This is a genomic window from Streptomyces sp. NPDC026394, assembly GCF_055567735.1.
Window position 1 is genome coordinate 283688 of record NZ_JBVHPX010000002.1, and the last position, 16060, is coordinate 299747.

The 16060-nt window shown below is 74.3% G+C and carries 16 protein-coding genes; 8 read left to right on the forward strand and 8 right to left on the reverse strand.

Annotation, left to right across the window (positions count from 1 at the left end):
* Positions 1 to 55: 55 nt before the first annotated feature.
* On the reverse strand, positions 56 to 1090 hold the full coding sequence (locus ACZ4QV_RS05460; RefSeq protein ID WP_361143924.1) for an adenosine deaminase: 1035 nt from the start codon (positions 1088 to 1090) through the stop codon (positions 56 to 58).
* 75 nt (positions 1091 to 1165) lie between these two features.
* A complete protein-coding gene (locus ACZ4QV_RS05465; RefSeq protein ID WP_467762611.1) occupies positions 1166 to 1660 on the reverse strand; it encodes a gamma-glutamylcyclotransferase family protein in 495 nt (164 codons plus the stop codon).
* A gap of 172 nt (positions 1661 to 1832) precedes the next feature.
* On the opposite strand from ACZ4QV_RS05465, the gene ACZ4QV_RS05470 reads away from it, so the two are divergent.
* Positions 1833 to 2519: a SanA/YdcF family protein gene (locus ACZ4QV_RS05470; protein WP_467762699.1), complete on the forward strand. Its 687-nt coding sequence runs from the start codon at positions 1833 to 1835 to the stop codon at positions 2517 to 2519.
* A gap of 67 nt (positions 2520 to 2586) precedes the next feature.
* On the opposite strand, the gene ACZ4QV_RS05475 is transcribed toward ACZ4QV_RS05470, so the two are convergent.
* Positions 2587 to 3525: a trypsin-like serine peptidase gene (locus ACZ4QV_RS05475; protein ID WP_361143929.1), complete on the reverse strand. Its 939-nt coding sequence runs from the start codon at positions 3523 to 3525 to the stop codon at positions 2587 to 2589.
* 106 nt (positions 3526 to 3631) lie between these two features.
* On the reverse strand, positions 3632 to 3928 hold the full coding sequence (gene cutA, locus ACZ4QV_RS05480) for a divalent-cation tolerance protein CutA (protein WP_031002013.1): 297 nt from the start codon (positions 3926 to 3928) through the stop codon (positions 3632 to 3634).
* A 343-nt stretch (positions 3929 to 4271) separates the two neighbouring features.
* Here cutA and ACZ4QV_RS05485 point away from each other — a divergent pair, with 343 nt between their 5' ends.
* Positions 4272 to 4604 (forward strand): cupin domain-containing protein, encoded by a 333-nt coding sequence (locus ACZ4QV_RS05485; protein ID WP_031002012.1) that lies wholly within the window; start codon positions 4272 to 4274, stop codon positions 4602 to 4604.
* Positions 4605 to 4630: 26 nt separating this feature from the next.
* Here the strand turns inward: ACZ4QV_RS05485 and ACZ4QV_RS05490 are convergent, their stop codons facing one another.
* The 3 genes from ACZ4QV_RS05490 to fes all read right to left on the reverse strand — a co-directional run bounded on the left by ACZ4QV_RS05490 (position 4631) and on the right by fes (position 7466).
* Positions 4631 to 5416, reverse strand: a complete 786-nt coding sequence (locus ACZ4QV_RS05490) for a sulfite exporter TauE/SafE family protein (RefSeq protein WP_361143932.1) — start codon at positions 5414 to 5416, stop codon at positions 4631 to 4633.
* Positions 5417 to 5625: 209 nt separating this feature from the next.
* Positions 5626 to 5919, reverse strand: a complete 294-nt coding sequence (locus tag ACZ4QV_RS05495) for a hypothetical protein (RefSeq protein WP_361614723.1) — start codon at positions 5917 to 5919, stop codon at positions 5626 to 5628.
* Positions 5916 to 7466: an enterochelin esterase gene (fes, locus tag ACZ4QV_RS05500; protein ID WP_361143937.1), complete on the reverse strand. Its 1551-nt coding sequence runs from the start codon at positions 7464 to 7466 to the stop codon at positions 5916 to 5918. The genes ACZ4QV_RS05495 and fes overlap by 4 nt, the downstream gene beginning before the upstream one ends.
* Before the next feature lie 216 nt (positions 7467 to 7682).
* Between fes and ACZ4QV_RS05505 the strand changes: the two genes are divergently transcribed.
* Complete coding sequence (locus tag ACZ4QV_RS05505; RefSeq protein ID WP_361614726.1) at positions 7683 to 9707, forward strand: glycoside hydrolase; 2025 nt, start codon at positions 7683 to 7685, stop codon at positions 9705 to 9707.
* Between the two features lie 162 nt (positions 9708 to 9869).
* On the opposite strand, the gene ACZ4QV_RS05510 is transcribed toward ACZ4QV_RS05505, so the two are convergent.
* Positions 9870 to 10097: a con-10 family general stress protein gene (locus ACZ4QV_RS05510; protein ID WP_361143942.1), complete on the reverse strand. Its 228-nt coding sequence runs from the start codon at positions 10095 to 10097 to the stop codon at positions 9870 to 9872.
* A gap of 328 nt (positions 10098 to 10425) precedes the next feature.
* On the opposite strand from ACZ4QV_RS05510, the gene ACZ4QV_RS05515 reads away from it, so the two are divergent.
* The 5 genes from ACZ4QV_RS05515 (at position 10426) to ACZ4QV_RS05535 (ending at position 16047) form a co-directional block, all read left to right on the forward strand.
* Positions 10426 to 11727, forward strand: a complete 1302-nt coding sequence (locus tag ACZ4QV_RS05515) for an NAD(P)/FAD-dependent oxidoreductase (RefSeq protein WP_361614730.1) — start codon at positions 10426 to 10428, stop codon at positions 11725 to 11727.
* Positions 11728 to 11729: 2 nt separating this feature from the next.
* Entirely contained in the window at positions 11730 to 14354 is a 2625-nt protein-coding gene (gene nirB / locus ACZ4QV_RS05520) for a nitrite reductase large subunit NirB (RefSeq protein WP_361582174.1), read from the forward strand.
* Positions 14351 to 14710, forward strand: coding sequence for a nitrite reductase small subunit NirD (gene nirD, locus ACZ4QV_RS05525; RefSeq protein ID WP_361143949.1), 360 nt, complete (start codon positions 14351 to 14353; stop codon positions 14708 to 14710). The genes nirB and nirD overlap by 4 nt, the downstream gene beginning before the upstream one ends.
* A 153-nt stretch (positions 14711 to 14863) precedes the next feature.
* A complete protein-coding gene (locus ACZ4QV_RS05530; protein WP_361143952.1) occupies positions 14864 to 15802 on the forward strand; it encodes an oxidoreductase in 939 nt (312 codons plus the stop codon).
* Positions 15799 to 16047, forward strand: coding sequence for a DUF1737 domain-containing protein (locus tag ACZ4QV_RS05535; RefSeq protein ID WP_467762612.1), 249 nt, complete (start codon positions 15799 to 15801; stop codon positions 16045 to 16047). The genes ACZ4QV_RS05530 and ACZ4QV_RS05535 overlap by 4 nt, the downstream gene beginning before the upstream one ends.
* The last annotated feature ends 13 nt before the right edge of the window (positions 16048 to 16060 follow it).

Genomic DNA, 16060 nt, shown 5'->3' on the forward strand with positions numbered 1-16060 from the left:
GTCGGTCACGCGGCCGGCGGCCGGGGACCATCGGCGCCCCCGGCCCGGCGCACGGTCACGTACGGCCGTGCGCCTCGACCTCCTTGAGGTACGCCTCGCGGGTCGGCTCGTCCAGGAAGGACGCGCGGAAGGAGTTGCGGGCGAGGGTGCGCAGGGTCTCCTCGTCCAGGTTCAGGGCGTCGCGTACGGCGGTGAAGTTGTCGTCGGCATAGCCGCCGAAGTAGGCGGGGTCGTCGGAGTTGACGGTGACCAGCAGGCCCGCTTCCAGCATGGCGGGCAGCGGGTGGTCGGCCAGTTCGTCGATGACGCGCAGCCGGACGTTGGACAGCGGGCAGACGGTGAGCGGCACCTGGTCGGCGACCAGGCGGGCGACCAGCCGCTCGTCCTCCAGGCAGCGCACGCCGTGGTCGACGCGGTCCACGCCGAGGACGTCCAGCGCCTCCCAGACGTACGACGGCGGGCCTTCCTCGCCCGCGTGGGCCACGCACTTGAGCCCGGCCTCCCGCGCCAGCGCGTAGACCTCGCGGAACTTCGACGGCGGGTGCCCGACCTCCGCCGAGTCCAGGCCGACGGCGGTGATCCGGTCCAGGTAGGGGCGGGCCGCCTCGAAGGTGGCGAGGGCCGACTCGGCGCTCTCGTCGCGCAGGAAGCACATGATCAGGCGGGTGGTGATGCCGTACCGCTCCTCGGCGGTGTCCAGGGCCCGCGTCAGGCCCTCGATCACCGTGCCGACGGGGACGCCGCGCGCGGTGTGCGCCTGCGGGTCGAAGAAGATCTCCGCGTGCCGGACGCCCTGCGCCCGCGCGCGAGCCAGGTAGGCGTGGGTGAGGTCGGCGAAGTCGTCCTCGGTGCGCAGGACCGCCATCAGCGCGTAGTAGAGGTTCAGGAACGACTGGAGGTCGCTGAAGGAGTACGCGCGGCGCAGCTCGTCCTCGGTGGCGTACGGCAGGGTGACGCCGTTGCGCTCGGCGAGGGCGAAGGCCAGCTCGGGTTCCAGGGTGCCCTCGATGTGGAGGTGGAGTTCCGCCTTGGGGAACGGGCCGTCCGCCGCGTTCTGCGCCGGGGCCGGGGCCGGGGAGGTGGGGGGCACGCTGAAATCACACCTGTCTGCTGCTGGGACTGCCGGGGCTGCCGGGTCCTGTGTGGTTCGGGGAAGTCGTCCAGATTAACGGGGCGGCGGTGCCGGGCGGGTGGCCGGGGCGGCCGTACGGTGCGCCGTTCCCGCAGCTCGGCCGCGCAGCCAGTCGCCGCCGGGTATCGGCGTGCCGGACGCGCGCAGGCGGCTCGCGAGCGGTTCGGCGGTCACGTACACCCAGGCCCGTACGGTCCGGCCGTCCGCGCACTCGGCCTCCCGCGCCACCCGCTCGTAGAGGTTGCCGGGCCCGCCCGGCACGTACCCCTCCAGCCGGTCCAGGGCGGCGCGCACCGCGTCGTGGACGTCTTCGCGCGGCGCTATGAGGTCACCGTGCACGACCGCTTCGGCGGGCCCCGGCACGGCGTACGGATACCCTGGCCCCTCGTACAGCGACACGCCTCTGACCAGCGCGGATTCCTCGGCCGCCGTACGCCCGCGCAGGCACCGGGCGTGGTTGGCCCGGCCGGGGCGCAGCGTTCCGTAGACGAAGAAGGGCAGGCGCTCGGGCTCGGGCTGAGTCGTCATCCGGCGGGCTCCTCCAGGGCGGGCGTACGGGTGGCCGGACGGACGGCCGGGGGCCTTCCTCCGTCTCCGCAACCATGCCAGGCCGTGGCGCGTCGCTGCTTACGGTGGCAACAAGAACAACGGGGGACATCCAGTGACACGTCAGACACAGAAGACGCGGCAGACCCGGTGGATACGTCGCGTGGCGGGCCGCCTGTGGTCGTGGCTGCGCCTGCCCCGGACGCGGCGCGGGCAGCGGCGGGCCTTCCAGGTCGCCGTGCTGGCGTGTGTCCTGGCGCTGCTGCCGGCGACGTGGATGAACGCCGCCGCGGCGTCCCGGGTCCGTACGGTCGAGGACGTGCCCGCCGCGCCGGTCGCCGTGGTCTTCGGCGCGGGCCTGTGGGACGGCGAGCCCTCCCCGTACCTCGCGCACCGGCTGGACGCCGCCGCCCGCCTGTACGAGCGGGGCACGGTCCGGGCGCTCCTCGTGACCGGCGACAACAGCCGCGAGGACTACGACGAGCCGGACGCCATGCGCCGGTACCTGGTCGCGCACGGCGTCCCGGCGGACCGGATCGTCAGCGACTACGCCGGCTTCGACACCTGGGACTCGTGCGCCCGCGCCCACCGGGTCTTCGGCGTGGACCGGGCCGTCCTGGTCAGCCAGGGCTTCCACATCCGGCGCGCGCTGGCGCTGTGCGGTGCGGCCGGTATCGACGCGTACGGGGTCGGCGTCGACGCCCGGCACGACGCGACCTGGTACTACGGCGGGACCCGCGAGGTGTTCGCGGCGGCGAAGGCGGCGGCCGAGGCCGCCGTACGGCCCGATCCGCGCTTCCTCGGACCGAAGGAGGACGGGGTGTCGGTGGCGCTGCGGTGACGGTGCGGCCCCGACGCACGGGGGGGGCGACGCCGCCGCCGTGCAGGCCGCGTCCCCGCCGCCTCCCTCAGGCCGCGACGGCGCGGGCGTAGAGCCGGAAGACCTCCGAGCCGTAGTACGGGCTGTAGGACGTCCGGTGGCTGTCCGGGCCGGACGGGCCGCCGCCGTTCAGGCCGCCGATGTTACCGACCAGGTACCCGGTCTTCGTCCGCTCGTCGAAGCGGCTCAGCCACGGGCCGCCCGACGTGCCGCCGTAGAACCCGCCGCACTCCATGCGCAACTGCCGCTGCCCGGTGAGCCGGCTGGTCCGTACTTCGCACCGGACGGCCTGGTCGGCGGGGTCGTTGCGGACGGTCGGATAGCCGATGACGGTGACGTCCGTGGCGTAACCGGGGGTGCGCAGCAGGATGTTGCCGCCGGTCACCGACTCCAGTGCGCGGCCTTCGCCGTCCGGTGCGACCGTCGCGAACGCGAAGTCCAGGTCCGAGCCGGGGCCGGTGGCGGTGCGTCGCGGATCGGTGAAGCCGCGTTCGACCGCCCAGACCCCGTACGGCTGGGTGGTGGCGCCGGAACGATACTGCGGGACGAAGGCCGCACGGGACCCCGGCTCGCAGTGGCCGGCCGTCAGGATGAGGTTGCGGTGCGGGCTGCGGACGACGCTCGCGGTGCAGTGGTGTGCCCGCGCGTCCTTGTCGACGGAGAACAGCACACCGACCGAGGGCACGCCGCCGAAGTGCCGGGCGGACCGGGCGGCGCCCGCCGTGGCCCGCGCGCCCGGCGCAGCGGCGCTCTTGCCGGCGCCCTCCCCCGGCGCAGCGGCGCTCTTGCCACCGCCCGCGCCTGCCGGGACGGCCGCCGCCATCCGCCCGGCCGTCCAGTACCGGGCCGCGGCCTCGCTCGTCCAGCCGCCCGCACCGCTGCCGCCGCCGTCATCGGCAACGGTGGTCGCACCACTCGCGGGCGCCACGAGGAGGCACAGCGCGAGTCCGGCGCCGACGGTGCTCACCCGGCCGCGGACCGGCCGTCCGCCCCGGCGCCCGCGCCGCCCCGCTGATCCCCGCGCCCCGGATCCCCGCACCTCGGGTCCCCGCGCCCCGGATCGCCGTCCCACGTCAGCTCGTCTCCTCCGCGACCCACGCGAGATAGCCGGCCCCGCCCCGCGTGACGGGCGTGGCGATGATCTCCGGCGTGTCGTAGTCGTGCGCCGCGACGAGGTACGTCTCCAGTGCCTCGTACCGCGCGGCCGCCGTCTTGAACAGGACCTGCCACTCCTGTGCCGTCTCGATCGCCTGCTCCCACCGGTACACGGACGTGACGGGCGCGCTGATCTGGGCGCACGCCGCCACCCGCGCCTCCACCGCGCCGCGCGCCAGCGCTTCCGCCTTCTCGGCGCTGTCGGTCGTCGTCATGACGGTCAGGAAGCCGGCCGGGCCGCCGTCCGCCGCCGCGGCGAGCTCCCGCCGCCCGCCGTGTTCCGCCGGTTCGTCTCGCATCCGGACGCCTCCTTCGGGCACTGGGTCGCTGATCAGGTTCCTCGCATCGTACGGACCCCGGTGATCGCCCGGCCGCCGGCACCGGCCGCGTGGCGGCCACCGGCGATTCCGCAGCCGAGCGGCCATTCGGCAGCCGACCGGCCACCCGTCAGGATGGTCCGGGCCGCCCGGTGGTGCGGTGGGCGGAGGCGATACGGGTACCAGTACCGGCACCGGTGCCGGTCCCGGCACCGCGGACCCCCGATCGAAAGGCCGCGTCATGGACGACCTCAGCTCGCTCACCCGCCGCCAGCTCGACGACGCCAGGGCCTCCGCTCACGGGCGCAGCGCCCACCTCTTCCTCCAGGACGGCCCGCTCCGGCAGACCGTGATCGCGCTCATCGAGGGCGCCGCCCTGGACGAGCACGTCACGCCGCCGGCCGCCAGCCTCCAGGTGCTGCACGGCCGGGTGCGGCTGACCGGGACGAGCGACGACCGGGACCTGATCGCCGGGCAGGTCGTGCCGGTTCCGCACGAGCGGCACGGCCTGAAGGCGCTCCAGGACTCCGCCGTCCTGCTGACCGCCGTCACGGCGACGAAGTCCATGAACTGACGGCAGCCGGCCGCCACCGGCGGCCCTCAGGCCAGCCACTGATCGAAACCCAGCTTGCACAGCAGCGACACGACGACCACGACCAGCACCCCGCGCACGAACCCGGCCCCCCGCTTGAGGGCCATGCGCGCGCCGACCGTACCGCCGACGAAGTTGAACACCGCGAGCAGTGCGCCCAGTTGCCACAGGACCGTGCCCTGGTAGGCGAACATGGCCAGGGCGCCGACGTTGGTGCACACGTTGACGACCTTGGCGGTCGCCGAGGACGTCACCAGGTCCATGTGCAGGATCGCGGCCAGCGCGACGACGAGGAAGGCGCCGGTGCCGGGGCCGATGAGGCCGTCGTAGAAGCCGATGCCCAGGCCCGCCACCAGGAACGCGAGCAGGAGGCGCCGCCGGGTCACGGGCCCCGAGGGCGGCGGGGCGGTGCCGAAGGCCGGGCGGAGGAGGACGAACGCCAGGACGCCCACCAGGACGGCCATGATGAGCGGGCGCAGCACTTCGCTGTCGATGCCCGCCGCGAAGAACGCGCCGCCCAGCGAGCCGCCGAGTGCGGCCAGGCCGATGCGCAGGGCGGTGCGCAGGTCGATCGGGGCCTTGCGTACGTAGGTCCAGGCCGCGGCGGCGGTGCCGACGACGGCCGTGGACTTGTTGGTCCCCAGGACGTATGCGGCGGGCGTGTGCGGGAGGCCGACGAGCAGGGCCGGCAGGAGCAGCAGACCGCCGCCGCCCACGACGGCGTCGATCCAGCCCGCCGCCAGGGCGGCCAGGCACAGCAGGAGAGTCGTCGTCAGAGATATGTCTGCGGGCACCGGGCGATCTTAAGGAGCCGGGCGGGGCGGGAGGGGGCTGCGTGGCGGGAGTCACAGGAGCGGCATGCGAGGGAGGCCCGGGGGCCGCGCAAGGGACGTGCGGTGCGCGGGTGATGGGCGGATGGCGGGCGGCCCGTGACCGCCGCCCGCCATCCGTCCGTATCAGGGGCGCCCCGCCCCGGCACTGGTGGGGCGGGGCGCCGCGTCCGTCATCCGGCGAGGGCCTTGGTACGCCGGTGAGGACGGTCAGGGGCGGACCGCTGCGGGCGGTCCTTGGGGAACCGCTGCGGGCGGTCCTTGGCGGGCCGTTGCGGGCGGTCCTTGGCGGGCCGGTACGCACGGTCCGTCGTGACGCGTTGCGGGCGGTCCGGGTGGCGGTCCGTGGCCGACGGGGGCGCCGGGTCCGCCGACTTGGCCGTACGGAAGCGGGGCGTACGCAGGATCGTGTGGTAGGCGCGGGACTTGAGGACGTAGTACGTGAGGCGCGGCGTGAGGGGCTTCATACCGGCCCCGGTGTTCCGGCGTCGGCGTCCGGCCGGCCCAGCAGGTCCGCCAGTCCCTCCGCCAGGCCGCCCGCCCAGCAGGCGTGGTCATGACCGCCGTTGTACTCCCTGTACGTGACCGGATGGCCGAGGACACGCAGCGTGTCGCGCAGTTCCCGGGAGCGGGTGCGCGCGTCCCCCTCGTACCGGCCCGCCCGCAGGTGCGTCCGCAGCTCGCGGCGGCCTCCCCCGGCGAATCGTTCCGCCAGCCAGGACGGCCGTTTCGCGACGTCGGCCCCGTTCACGGGCCCCGCCCCCTCCGGCCGCCACCACAGCGCGGGCGACTGGGCCAGTACGTTGCCGAACCGGCGCGGCGCCGCGAATCCGGCGTACAGCGCGGTGAGTCCGCCCAGGCTCTCGCCCGCGACCACCGTGCGCGACGGATCGAACGTCACCGGCAGCCGACCGGACGCCCAGGGCAGCAGTTCGGCGGCGAGGAAGTTCGTGTACGCCTGCCGGCCGCCGAACTCGCGGGCGCGGGTGGCGTTGTCCACGGCGTCCGGCGCCAGCACGACCAGCGGCGGCAGCACACCGTCCGCGATCAGCCGGTCGAAGAGGCCCTGCACACCGAGCCGCCCGAACCACATGTCGCCGTCCAGGAGCACCAGCGTGTCGGCCCCGCCGTCCGGGAGCGGCCCCGGCGGTACGTACGTCCACACGTCGCGGCGGGCGGCGAGGGCGGCACTGGTCAGCCGGTGCCGTTCCACCGTGCCCCGGGCCACGCTCTCGTCCGGTCCGGCGGCCCACGGCCGCCACGGCTGCGGCGGGGCGTCGGGCAGCTCGAAGACCGAGCCGCCCTCGCCGCGCCAACGGGACGGCAGGACGTGCGGGTTGAGCGGGTCGGGCCGTGCGGCGGCGAGCAGCGGGAGCAGCCGGGCCTGGAAGTCGTCCGCGGGCTCGGAGCCCGGTGCCGACCACAGCGCCGGCGCCTCCGGCATCGCGACCGACACGTCCCCCGTATGGGCCCGTCCGCCCTCCGTCCCCGTGTCGGGCGCGATGACGTACGAGCCCCGGTAGTCGGAGGGCAGCCGGTAGGTGAGGTGCCAGACGTCGGTGCCGTGGATCCGGCGCATCAGGCTGCCCGCGAGGTGCGTGCGGTCCACCAGGCGGTTGACCAGCAGGAGGACCCGGCGGGTCCGGCCCGTGCCGCGCCACAGGAAGGTGACGGCCCGGTGCCCGGGGTCCCAGGGGAGCGGCTCGACGAGCGGGGTCCCCTGCGTGGCGGCCTCGGCCCAGAACTCGCGTACGGCGGCGTCGCGTCCGCCCGACACGGAGGCGGCCAGCGCGACGATCCGCGGGCTGTCCACGATGTCGGCGATCCCGGCCGGTGCCGGGCGCGACGTGTGCGGCGGGCCGGCGGGTACGGCTTCCCCCGCCCCCGCTCCCGCCGGTCCGCCGGAGGGTGCGCCCGGCACCGTCCCCCGTACCGCCCCCGTCGCCGTACCCGTCGCGGCGCCCGGCCGGGTTCCCCCGACCGCGCCCGTCGACGCGCCCACCGATGTCTTCATCGACGCTCCCATCGACAACCCGCTTCCCGCCCGGCGCTCCGGCGCGGGCACAGACGACTTCGGCCGGGGCCGTACGCACCGCGTGACGACCTCGACTTAGGTAAGGCTAACCTAATCGCACATCGGTCCCCGGGACAACATCCCCGGGGACGGCGGATCAGAGCCGCCGCCCGGACTCTTAGAGAGTTCTTAACCCCGCGCACTATTCACGTGTCCATGGATTCCAAGATCGCCCCAACCGGCGGCGGCCCCCGCCCCGGCACCCGCGCCCGCACCCGCACCGGTACGCGCGTGCTCGCCGTCTCCCTCGCGCTGACGGCCACGGCCTCCGTCGGCGCCTCCGGGTGCAGCAGCCAGGCCGTGGCCGGGACCGTCGGAGGACGGCACGTCGACATTCCCGTACGGGGCGGCACGGCCACCGTCGACACCGGCACCCTGGCCGTCAACGCCCGTACGGCGGACGGCAGGAGCCTGGCCCTGTCCGCCCCGTCCGGTACCGCCCTCGGCAAGCCCGGCCCGGTCGAGCGCACCGACGGCGGCGCCCGCTGGAGCTACCCGGACAAGGGCCTGACGGTGACCGCGCGCGCCGACCACGGGCGGCTGCGGGTCAGCATGAAGGCGGACCGCGACGGCTCCGTAAGCTGGCCGGTGACCGGCACCGACCGGGCCGCGTCGTCCGTCCAGTTGCCGCGCGGCGAGGGCCTGGACATCCCCGTACGCGACACGTTCTGGAACTCGGCGAAGGGCGGCCTCACAGGCGACGCGATCGACATGGGCGGCCAGCTCGAACTGCCACTGTGGGGCTACTCCCTGGGCAAGGGGCGCGGCGTCAGCTACCTCACCCCCACCGATCTCGGCACCTCGCTGAAGTTCCGCTCCGACGGCGGGCGGCTGACCACCTCCACCACCCACGACTTCAACGGTGGCGACGGCACCCGCGACTACACCGTCACCTTCGCCCTCACCGACGGAAACCCCGTCGCACCGGGCGCCGACTACCGCTCCTGGCTCTCCGAGCACGGACAGCTCGGCAGCCTGCGCGAGAAGATCAGGAAGAACCCGGCGAACGGCCGGTTGCTCGGCGCCTTCCACGCCTACGTGTGGGGCGACGCGCGCAAGGCCGGCGGCGTCGAAGAGCTGCGGAAGCTGGGCGTGGACCGGATGTGGCTCGGTTACGACGCCGGGGCCGACCCGATGGACGCCGCGGCCGTCAAGGCGGCGAAGAAGGCGGGCTACCTCGTCGGCCCGTACGACACGTTCGCCAACGGCCAGGACCCGAAGACCGCCGACTCCCCCACCTCCGTGTGGCCCGGCACGGTCTACCCCGACTTCTGCGTACGGGACGCCCGGGGCAAGCCGGAGACCGGGTTCGGCAACCGCGGCTGCTACCTCAGCTCACGCGCCTTCGAACAGGCCGAGCCCAACCACCACTACCTCGCCGACCGCACCCGCGCCATGACGGCCAACGGCGCCGACAGCTACTTCCTCGACGTCGACGCGACCGGCGAGGAGTTCCGCGACCACAGCGCCGACCACCCGATGACCAAGGCGGACGACCGCGCGAACCGGCTGGCCCGGATGCGGCGCCTGGCCCAGGACAAGAAGCTCGTCCTGGGTTCGGAGAGCGCCCAGTCCTGGGCCAACAAGGTGCTGGCCTTCAACCACGGGGCGGCCACCCCGGTCGCCGACGGCCTGTGGAAGCTCCAGCGCGACAAGGAGACCTGGGGCGCCTGGTACCCGCAGAACGCCCCCAAGGCGTTCTTCAAACCCGTGGAGCTGCCGGCCGACCTGGCGAAGGCGATGTACGACCCGGCCTACCGGGTGCCGCTGTACGAGACCGCGCTGCACAGCTCGCTCGTCAACGCCGAGCGCTGGGAGCTGTCGTACAACAAGCTGCCCGAGCAGAAGACCGACCGCGCGCTGCTGGCGATGCTCTACAACATCCCGCTGAACTACGTGCTCGACGGCCCGTCCATCAAGAAGTCCGGGCCGGAACTGGCAGCGCTCCAGGAGTACTTCGCGCCGCTGCACAAGGCGGCGGGGACCGAGAAGCTGACCTCGTTCCGCCGCCTGACCGACGACAACCTCGTGCAGCGTACGGAGTTCGGCGACGGCAAGCTCACCGTCACCGCCAACTTCGGCACCACGGCGCACGCCGGCCTCCCCGGCGGCTGCGTGGACGCCGAGCTGCGCGGCGACAAGCAGCCGCGGCGCCTGTGCCCGGCGAAGGTCACGGGCTGAGTCGGCGGGCACCGGTCATGTGACAGGCCGACGCGGCAGCGCGAAGCGCTCCGAAGCAGTAGGCGGCAAGCCGTCCCAGGCCCTCGCGGCAGCGGGGCGGGCGTCCGGTGGACGCCCGCCCCTACGCCTCGCGCTCCCGCTCTCCGCGGGCGCCCGGCCGCGCTACTCGCCGTGGCGGGCGCGCCCGCCCTTCTGCCCGGCTTCGGCGGCCCGCTCACGGTCGTTGGCGAAGTTGCCGCCGCTTTCGTGGCCGCCCTTCTGCCCGGCGTCCGCCGCGCGCTGCGGGTCGTTGGCGAAGTTGCCGCCGCTCTCGTGGCCGCCCTTCTGCCCGGCGCGGGCGGCCTTCTCGCGGTCGTTGGCGAAGTTGCCGTTGTTGGTGGACTCAGCCATCACTACTCACCCTTACTTCGTTGTGGGCTGTTTCCTTCCAGTCAGGCGGGTTGCCTTGCGCCCCAGGACTAAACACCCGCACCAGGAAGAAAATCGGCGAAGCCGACCAACCCTCCCGAAGAGCCCACGCGCACCGCGCCACGAGCCTCCACCGTCCGCCCTACGGGCAGTCCACCACCCGTCCTATGGCCCCTGCCCCTGCTCCTGTCCCTGGGGGGGCACACGGCGCTCTCCTCACACCCCGCCCTCCCCCGTGCTGAGGGCAGCGTTCCCCGCGGGTAACAACGCGGATGCGGACGGGTAACAGCCGGACCGCACGCTGGCGGACATGACCTCGCAACAGCGTGTGGTGGTGATCGGCGGCGGAATGGCGGCCGCCCGGCTCGCGCAGCGCCTCCGCCCGGCCGGCGCCCCCGGCACCGGCGGCCCGGCGCTCACCGTCCTCGGCGAGGAGCCGCACGCGCCGTACAACCGTGTCCTGCTCGCCGAGGTGCTGGCCGGCCGGTACGCGCCCGAGGTCATCGCGCTGCCCGCCCCGCACGACGGCGTGCGGTGGCTGGGCGGGGTGCGGGCGGTACGGATCGACCGGGCGGCCCGTACGGTGCTGTGCGACGACGGGCAGGCCGTACCGTACGACCGGCTCGTCCTCGCGACCGGCTCCAACCCGGTGCTGCCGCCGCTGCGCGGCCTCTTCCCGCCCGGCCACGACGACCTTCCCGCCGGCGTGCACCCCTTCCGCACCCTGGACGACTGCACGGCGCTCGCCGCGGCCGCCGCCCGGCCGGGGGTGCGCGCGGTGGTGATCGGCGGCGGGCTGCTCGGTGTCTCCGCGGCCCGTGCGCTGGCCGAACGCGGTGTGTCGGTGCTGCTCGCGCAGCAGGGCGAGCACCTGATGGAACGGCAACTGGACGCCGGCGCCGCGGCCCTGCTGCGCGCGCACGTCGAGGCGTTGGGCGTGGAGGTCCACACGGAGTGCCGGGTGCGCGGGCTGCGCGTCGAGGACGGCTCCGTACGCGGCGTGGAACTCGCGGACGGTTACGTGCCCGACGCCGACCTGGTCGTCCTCGCCTGCGGGGTACGGCCGCGCGTCGGGCTCGCGCGGGCCGCCGGGCTGCCGGTGGACCGCGGCATCGTCGTGGACGACGAGCTGCGGACGGCCGATCCCCGTGTCCACGCGATCGGCGACTGCGCGCAGCACGACGGCGTGGTGTACGGCCTGGCGGGCGCCGCGCTCGAACAGGCGGACCTGCTGGCGCGGCTCCTCTCGGAGGAGGCAGCCCGTTACCACGGGACCCGTGCCCTCACCCGCCTCACCCTCACCGGCCCCGGTCCCGACCCCGGCTCGCCCTCCGCCCCCCTCGACCTCGCCGCCTTCGGCACCCCCTCCCCCGCTCCCGGCGACGACGTGATCCGCCTGTCCGACGCCACCCGCAGCGCCTACCGCCAGGTCATCGTCCGCGGTGACCGCCTCGTGGGCGGCATCCTCCTCGGCGACCTGGGCGCCGTCGGCACCCTCGCCCATACCTGGGAGGCCGACGACCCGCTGCCCGCGGCGCCCCTCCTGCACCTGCTCACCCCCGAACCCAGCGGCGGTCCCCGCACCGCCCCCACCCCCGACGGAGGCTCCTGACCATGGCCGAAACCGCCGTTCCCACCCTCGTGCTCATCGGCCACGGCATGGTCGGCCAGCGGTTCCTCGAAGCCCTCGCCGACCGCGGGGTGACCCGCCGGTCCCGGGTCGTCGTGCTGTGCGAGGAGCCCCGCCCCGCCTACGACCGGGTCCAGCTCACCTCGTACTTCTCCGGCCGCACGCCGGACGACCTGTCCCTCACCGACCCCGGCTTCATGGCCCGGCACGGCATCGAACTGCACCTCGGCGACCCGGCCACCGCCGTCGACCGCGCGGCGCGCACCGTCACCGCCCGTTCCGGCCTGACGGTCCGGTACGACACGCTCGTCCTGGCCACCGGCTCGTACCCCTTCGTGCCGCCGGTGCCCGGCGCGGACAGCACCGGCTGCTTCGTCTACCGGACCGTCGAGGACCTGCTCGCCATCGAGGAGTACGCCAGGAACTCCCGCACCGGCACGGTCGTCGGCGGCGGCCTGCTCGGCCTGGAGGCGGCCGGTGCCCTCAAGGGCCTCGGACTGCGCACCCACATCGTGGAGTTCCAGCCCCGGCTGATGGCGGTCCAGGTGGACGAGGGCGGCGGCAGCGCGCTGCGCCGGACCGTGGAGGAGATGGGCCTGAGCGTGCACACGGGCGTCGGCGGCAAGGAGGTCGTCGCGGACGCGGACGGTGCCGTACGGGCCATGGAGCTGTCCGACGGCTCGCGCGTCGAGACCGACCTGGTGGTCTTCTCGGCCGGGGTGCGCCCGCGCGACCAGCTCGCCCGCGACTGCGGGCTGACGGTGGGCGAGCGCGGCGGTATCCGCGTCGACGAGCGGTGCCGTACCGACGACCCGGCCGTGTACGCCATCGGCGAGTGCGCGCTGGCGGCCGACGGCAGGGTGTACGGCCTGGTGGCGCCCGGTTACGAGATGGCGGAGACGGCGGCGGCCGCGATCGCCGGCGACCGGGACGCGCCCGCCTTCACCGGCGCCGACACCTCCACCAAGCTCAAGCTCCTCGGCGTGGACGTGGCCTCCTTCGGGGACGCACACGGCACCGCGCCGGGCTGTCTCGACGTCGTGTACGCCGACTCCCGTTCCGGCGTCTACAAGAAGCTGGTCGTCGGCGCGGACGGCGAACTCCTCGGCGGTGTGCTGGTCGGCGACGCCGAGTCGTACGGGCTGCTGCGCCCGCTCACCGGCACCGTGCCGCCGGTCGCCCCGGAGCAGCTCGTCGTGCCCGCGGGCACCGGCGCACCGGCCGCGCTCGGACCCGCCGCCCTCCCCGACGAGGCGGTGATCTGCAACTGCCACAACGTCACCAAGGGCACCATCCGCACCGCCGTCTCCGAGCACTCCTGCACCACCGTGCCCGAGGTGAAGAAGTGCACCAAGGCGGGCACCGGCTGCGGCAGTTGCGTCAAGGCGCTGACCACCCTGGTCAACGACGAGCTGACGGCCGGCGGCGCGACCGTCGACCAGGGCCTGTGCGACTGCTTCCCGCACACCCGCGCCGAGCTGTACGAGATCGTCCGCACCCGCCGCCTCACCTCGTACGCCGCACTGCTGGACGGCCACGGGCGCGCGGCGGCGCGCGGCGGCGACGGCTGCGAGGTCTGCAAGCCGACGGTGGGGTCGATCATCGCGAGCCTGGCCCCCACCGTCGGCGCCGACGGGTACGTCCTGGACGGCGAGCAGTCCGCCCTCCAGGACACCAACGACCACTTCCTCGCCAACCTCCAGCGCAACGGCTCCTACTCGGTCGTCCCGCGCATCCCCGGCGGCGAGATCACCCCGGAGAAACTGATCGTCATCGGCGAGGTGGCCCGCGACTTCGGCCTGTACACGAAGATCACCGGCGGCCAGCGCATCGACCTGTTCGGCGCCCGCGTCGACCAGCTCCCGCGCATCTGGGCCCGCCTGGTCGACGCCGGGTTCGAGTCCGGACACGCGTACGGGAAGGCGCTGCGCACCGTGAAGTCGTGCGTCGGACAGACCTGGTGCCGCTACGGCGTCCAGGACTCCGTCCGGATGGCCATCGACCTGGAGCTGCGCTACCGGGGCCTGCGCTCACCGCACAAACTCAAGTCGGCCGTCTCCGGCTGCGCGCGCGAGTGCGCCGAGGCGCGCGGCAAGGACTTCGGCGTCATCGCCACCTCCAACGGCTGGAACCTCTACGTCGGCGGCAACGGCGGCGCCGACCCGCGCCACGCCGACCTGCTCGCCCAGGACCTGTCCGACGCCGAACTGGTCCGGCTCATCGACCGCTTCCTGATGTTCTACATCCGCACCGCCGACCGCCTGGAGCGCACCTCCGCCTGGCTGGAGCGCATCGAGGGCGGCCTCGACCACGTACGCGACGTGGTCGTGCACGACTCGCTCGGCCTGTGCGACGAGCTGGAGGCGCTGATGGCCGCACATGTGACGGCCTACCGCGACGAGTGGGCCGACACCCTCGCCGACCCGGAGCGCCTCGCCCGGTTCGTCTCCTTCGTCAACGCGCCGGACGCCCCCGACCCGGCCGTCCGCTTCGTCCCGGAGCGCGACCAGATCAAGCCGGATCTGCCCCTGCTGGCCGGGGCGACGCTGCCCGTCCGCACTGCTTCCGACAGCCGCACCCGCACCCTGGAAGGGACCGCCGCCCGATGACTCTCGCCGTCGAACTCCCCTCGGAGCCGCACTCGGGACAGCGATCGGACCCCACCTGGTTCCCGGTCTGCGACCCCTCCGCCCTCGTCCCCGGCCGGGGCGTCGCCGCCCTGCTCCCCGACGGCGGGCAGGTGGCGCTGTTCATGGACCGCGCGGGACGCCCGTACGCCATCGGCAACCGTGACCCGTTCACGGGCGCGTACGTGCTGTCCCGCGGCCTGACCGGCTCCGTGGGCGGCCGCCCGTTCGTCGCCTCGCCCCTCCTCAAGCAGCGCTTCGACCTGGAGACGGGCGCCTGCCTGGACGATCCGGCGGTGTCGGTGCCCGTCTACCGGGTGCGGGAGGTCGGGAGCTAGCTTCCCTCTGCACGCGTCCCGGCTCCGGTACCGCCGGGGCGAGGTCGCGGCCCGCCCGAGGCCGGGGTCGCGGCCCGCCCGGCCTGGCAGTATCCCCACCGGACCGGGCGTACGCTGGTGCCCCCGACGCCCCGACGAAGGAGCGCAGCAAGCGTGACCCGTTGGACCACGAGCCACATCCCCGACCAGACGGGCCGCTCGGCCGTCGTCACCGGCGCCAACAGCGGCATCGGCTACATCACCGCGCGCGAGCTGGCCCGCCGCGGCGCCCGTACCGTACTGGCCTGCCGCAACGAGGCACGCGGGCACGCCGCGCTCGCCCGGCTGCGCTCCGAAGTACCGGAAGCGGAGGCCGAGTTCCGACAACTGGACCTGGCCGACCTGGCGTCCGTACGCGCCTTCGCGGCGGGCCTGGACACCTTCGACGGCGACCGTCTGGACCTCCTCATCAACAACGCCGGTGTGATGGCGCTCCCGCACCGCCGTACCGCCGACGGCTTCGAGATGCAGTTCGGGACCAACCACCTCGGTCACTTCGCGCTCACCGGCCTCCTCCTGCCCAAGCTGCTGGCCACGCCCGGCGCTCGCGTCGTCACCGTCTCCAGCGGCTTCCACGTGCTGGGCAACGTCGACCTGGACGACCTCAACAGCGAGCGCGGCTACCGCCGCTGGATCGCCTACGGCCGTTCCAAGAGCGCCAACCTGCTCTTCGTCCACGAGCTGTCGCGCCGCCTGGCGCGCGCCGGTTCGCAGGTGGTGGCCGTCGCGGCGCACCCCGGGTACGCCGACACCAACCTGCAGACCGCCGGCGTACGGATGGAGGGCCGTACGGGCGCCGAGCGCGTCGTGGCGCTGGCCAATCGCGTCGTCGGCCAGTCCGCCGAGTCCGGCGCCCTGCCGACCCTGTGCGCCGCCACCGCCCCGCACATGAAGCCGGACGCCTTCCTCGGCCCCCGCACCGGCCTGCGCGGCGCGACCGCGCCGTCCCCCCGCGCCCCGTGGACGCGCAACGACGAGACGTCGGCGCGGCTGTGGGACGCGTCGGAGGAACTGACGGGCGTACGGTACGACTTCGGCGGTGCCGCCTCGTGAACGCCTCTTCCCCCGGCACGCCGCCGGACGGCATGCCCGTCTACCGTGTCCTGACCGGCCCGGACGACGCCACGTTCTGCCACCGGGTGAGCGAGATGCTCACCCTGGGCTACACCCTGCACGGCGGGCCGGCCGTGACCTTCAACGGCGAACGCGTCATCGTCGCCCAGGCGCTGCTCTGGCCGGCCGGGGCACAGGAGCCCCGGGCAGCCGGCTCGCAGGAGCCCCCGGCGGCGCAGGCGTAGCGGCCTCGGCGGC

Bases quoted from the DNA above. Each gene is read 5' to 3' on its own strand.
- nirD (WP_361143949.1), top strand. From the start codon at position 14,351: ATGACTCTCGCCGTCGAACTCCCCTCGGAGCCGCACTCGGGACAGCGA.
- ACZ4QV_RS05465 (WP_467762611.1), bottom strand. From the start codon at position 1,660: ATGACGACTCAGCCCGAGCCCGAGCGCCTGCCCTTCTTCGTCTACGGA.
- ACZ4QV_RS05495 (WP_361614723.1), bottom strand. From the start codon at position 5,919: ATGAAGCCCCTCACGCCGCGCCTCACGTACTACGTCCTCAAGTCCCGC.
- fes (WP_361143937.1), bottom strand. From the start codon at position 7,466: ATGAAGACATCGGTGGGCGCGTCGACGGGCGCGGTCGGGGGAACCCGG.
- nirB (WP_361582174.1), top strand. From the start codon at position 11,730: ATGGCCGAAACCGCCGTTCCCACCCTCGTGCTCATCGGCCACGGCATG.
- ACZ4QV_RS05515 (WP_361614730.1), top strand. From the start codon at position 10,426: ATGACCTCGCAACAGCGTGTGGTGGTGATCGGCGGCGGAATGGCGGCC.
- ACZ4QV_RS05510 (WP_361143942.1), bottom strand. From the start codon at position 10,097: ATGGCTGAGTCCACCAACAACGGCAACTTCGCCAACGACCGCGAGAAG.
- ACZ4QV_RS05485 (WP_031002012.1), top strand. From the start codon at position 4,272: ATGGACGACCTCAGCTCGCTCACCCGCCGCCAGCTCGACGACGCCAGG.
- ACZ4QV_RS05505 (WP_361614726.1), top strand. From the start codon at position 7,683: ATGGATTCCAAGATCGCCCCAACCGGCGGCGGCCCCCGCCCCGGCACC.
- cutA (WP_031002013.1), bottom strand. From the start codon at position 3,928: ATGACGACGACCGACAGCGCCGAGAAGGCGGAAGCGCTGGCGCGCGGC.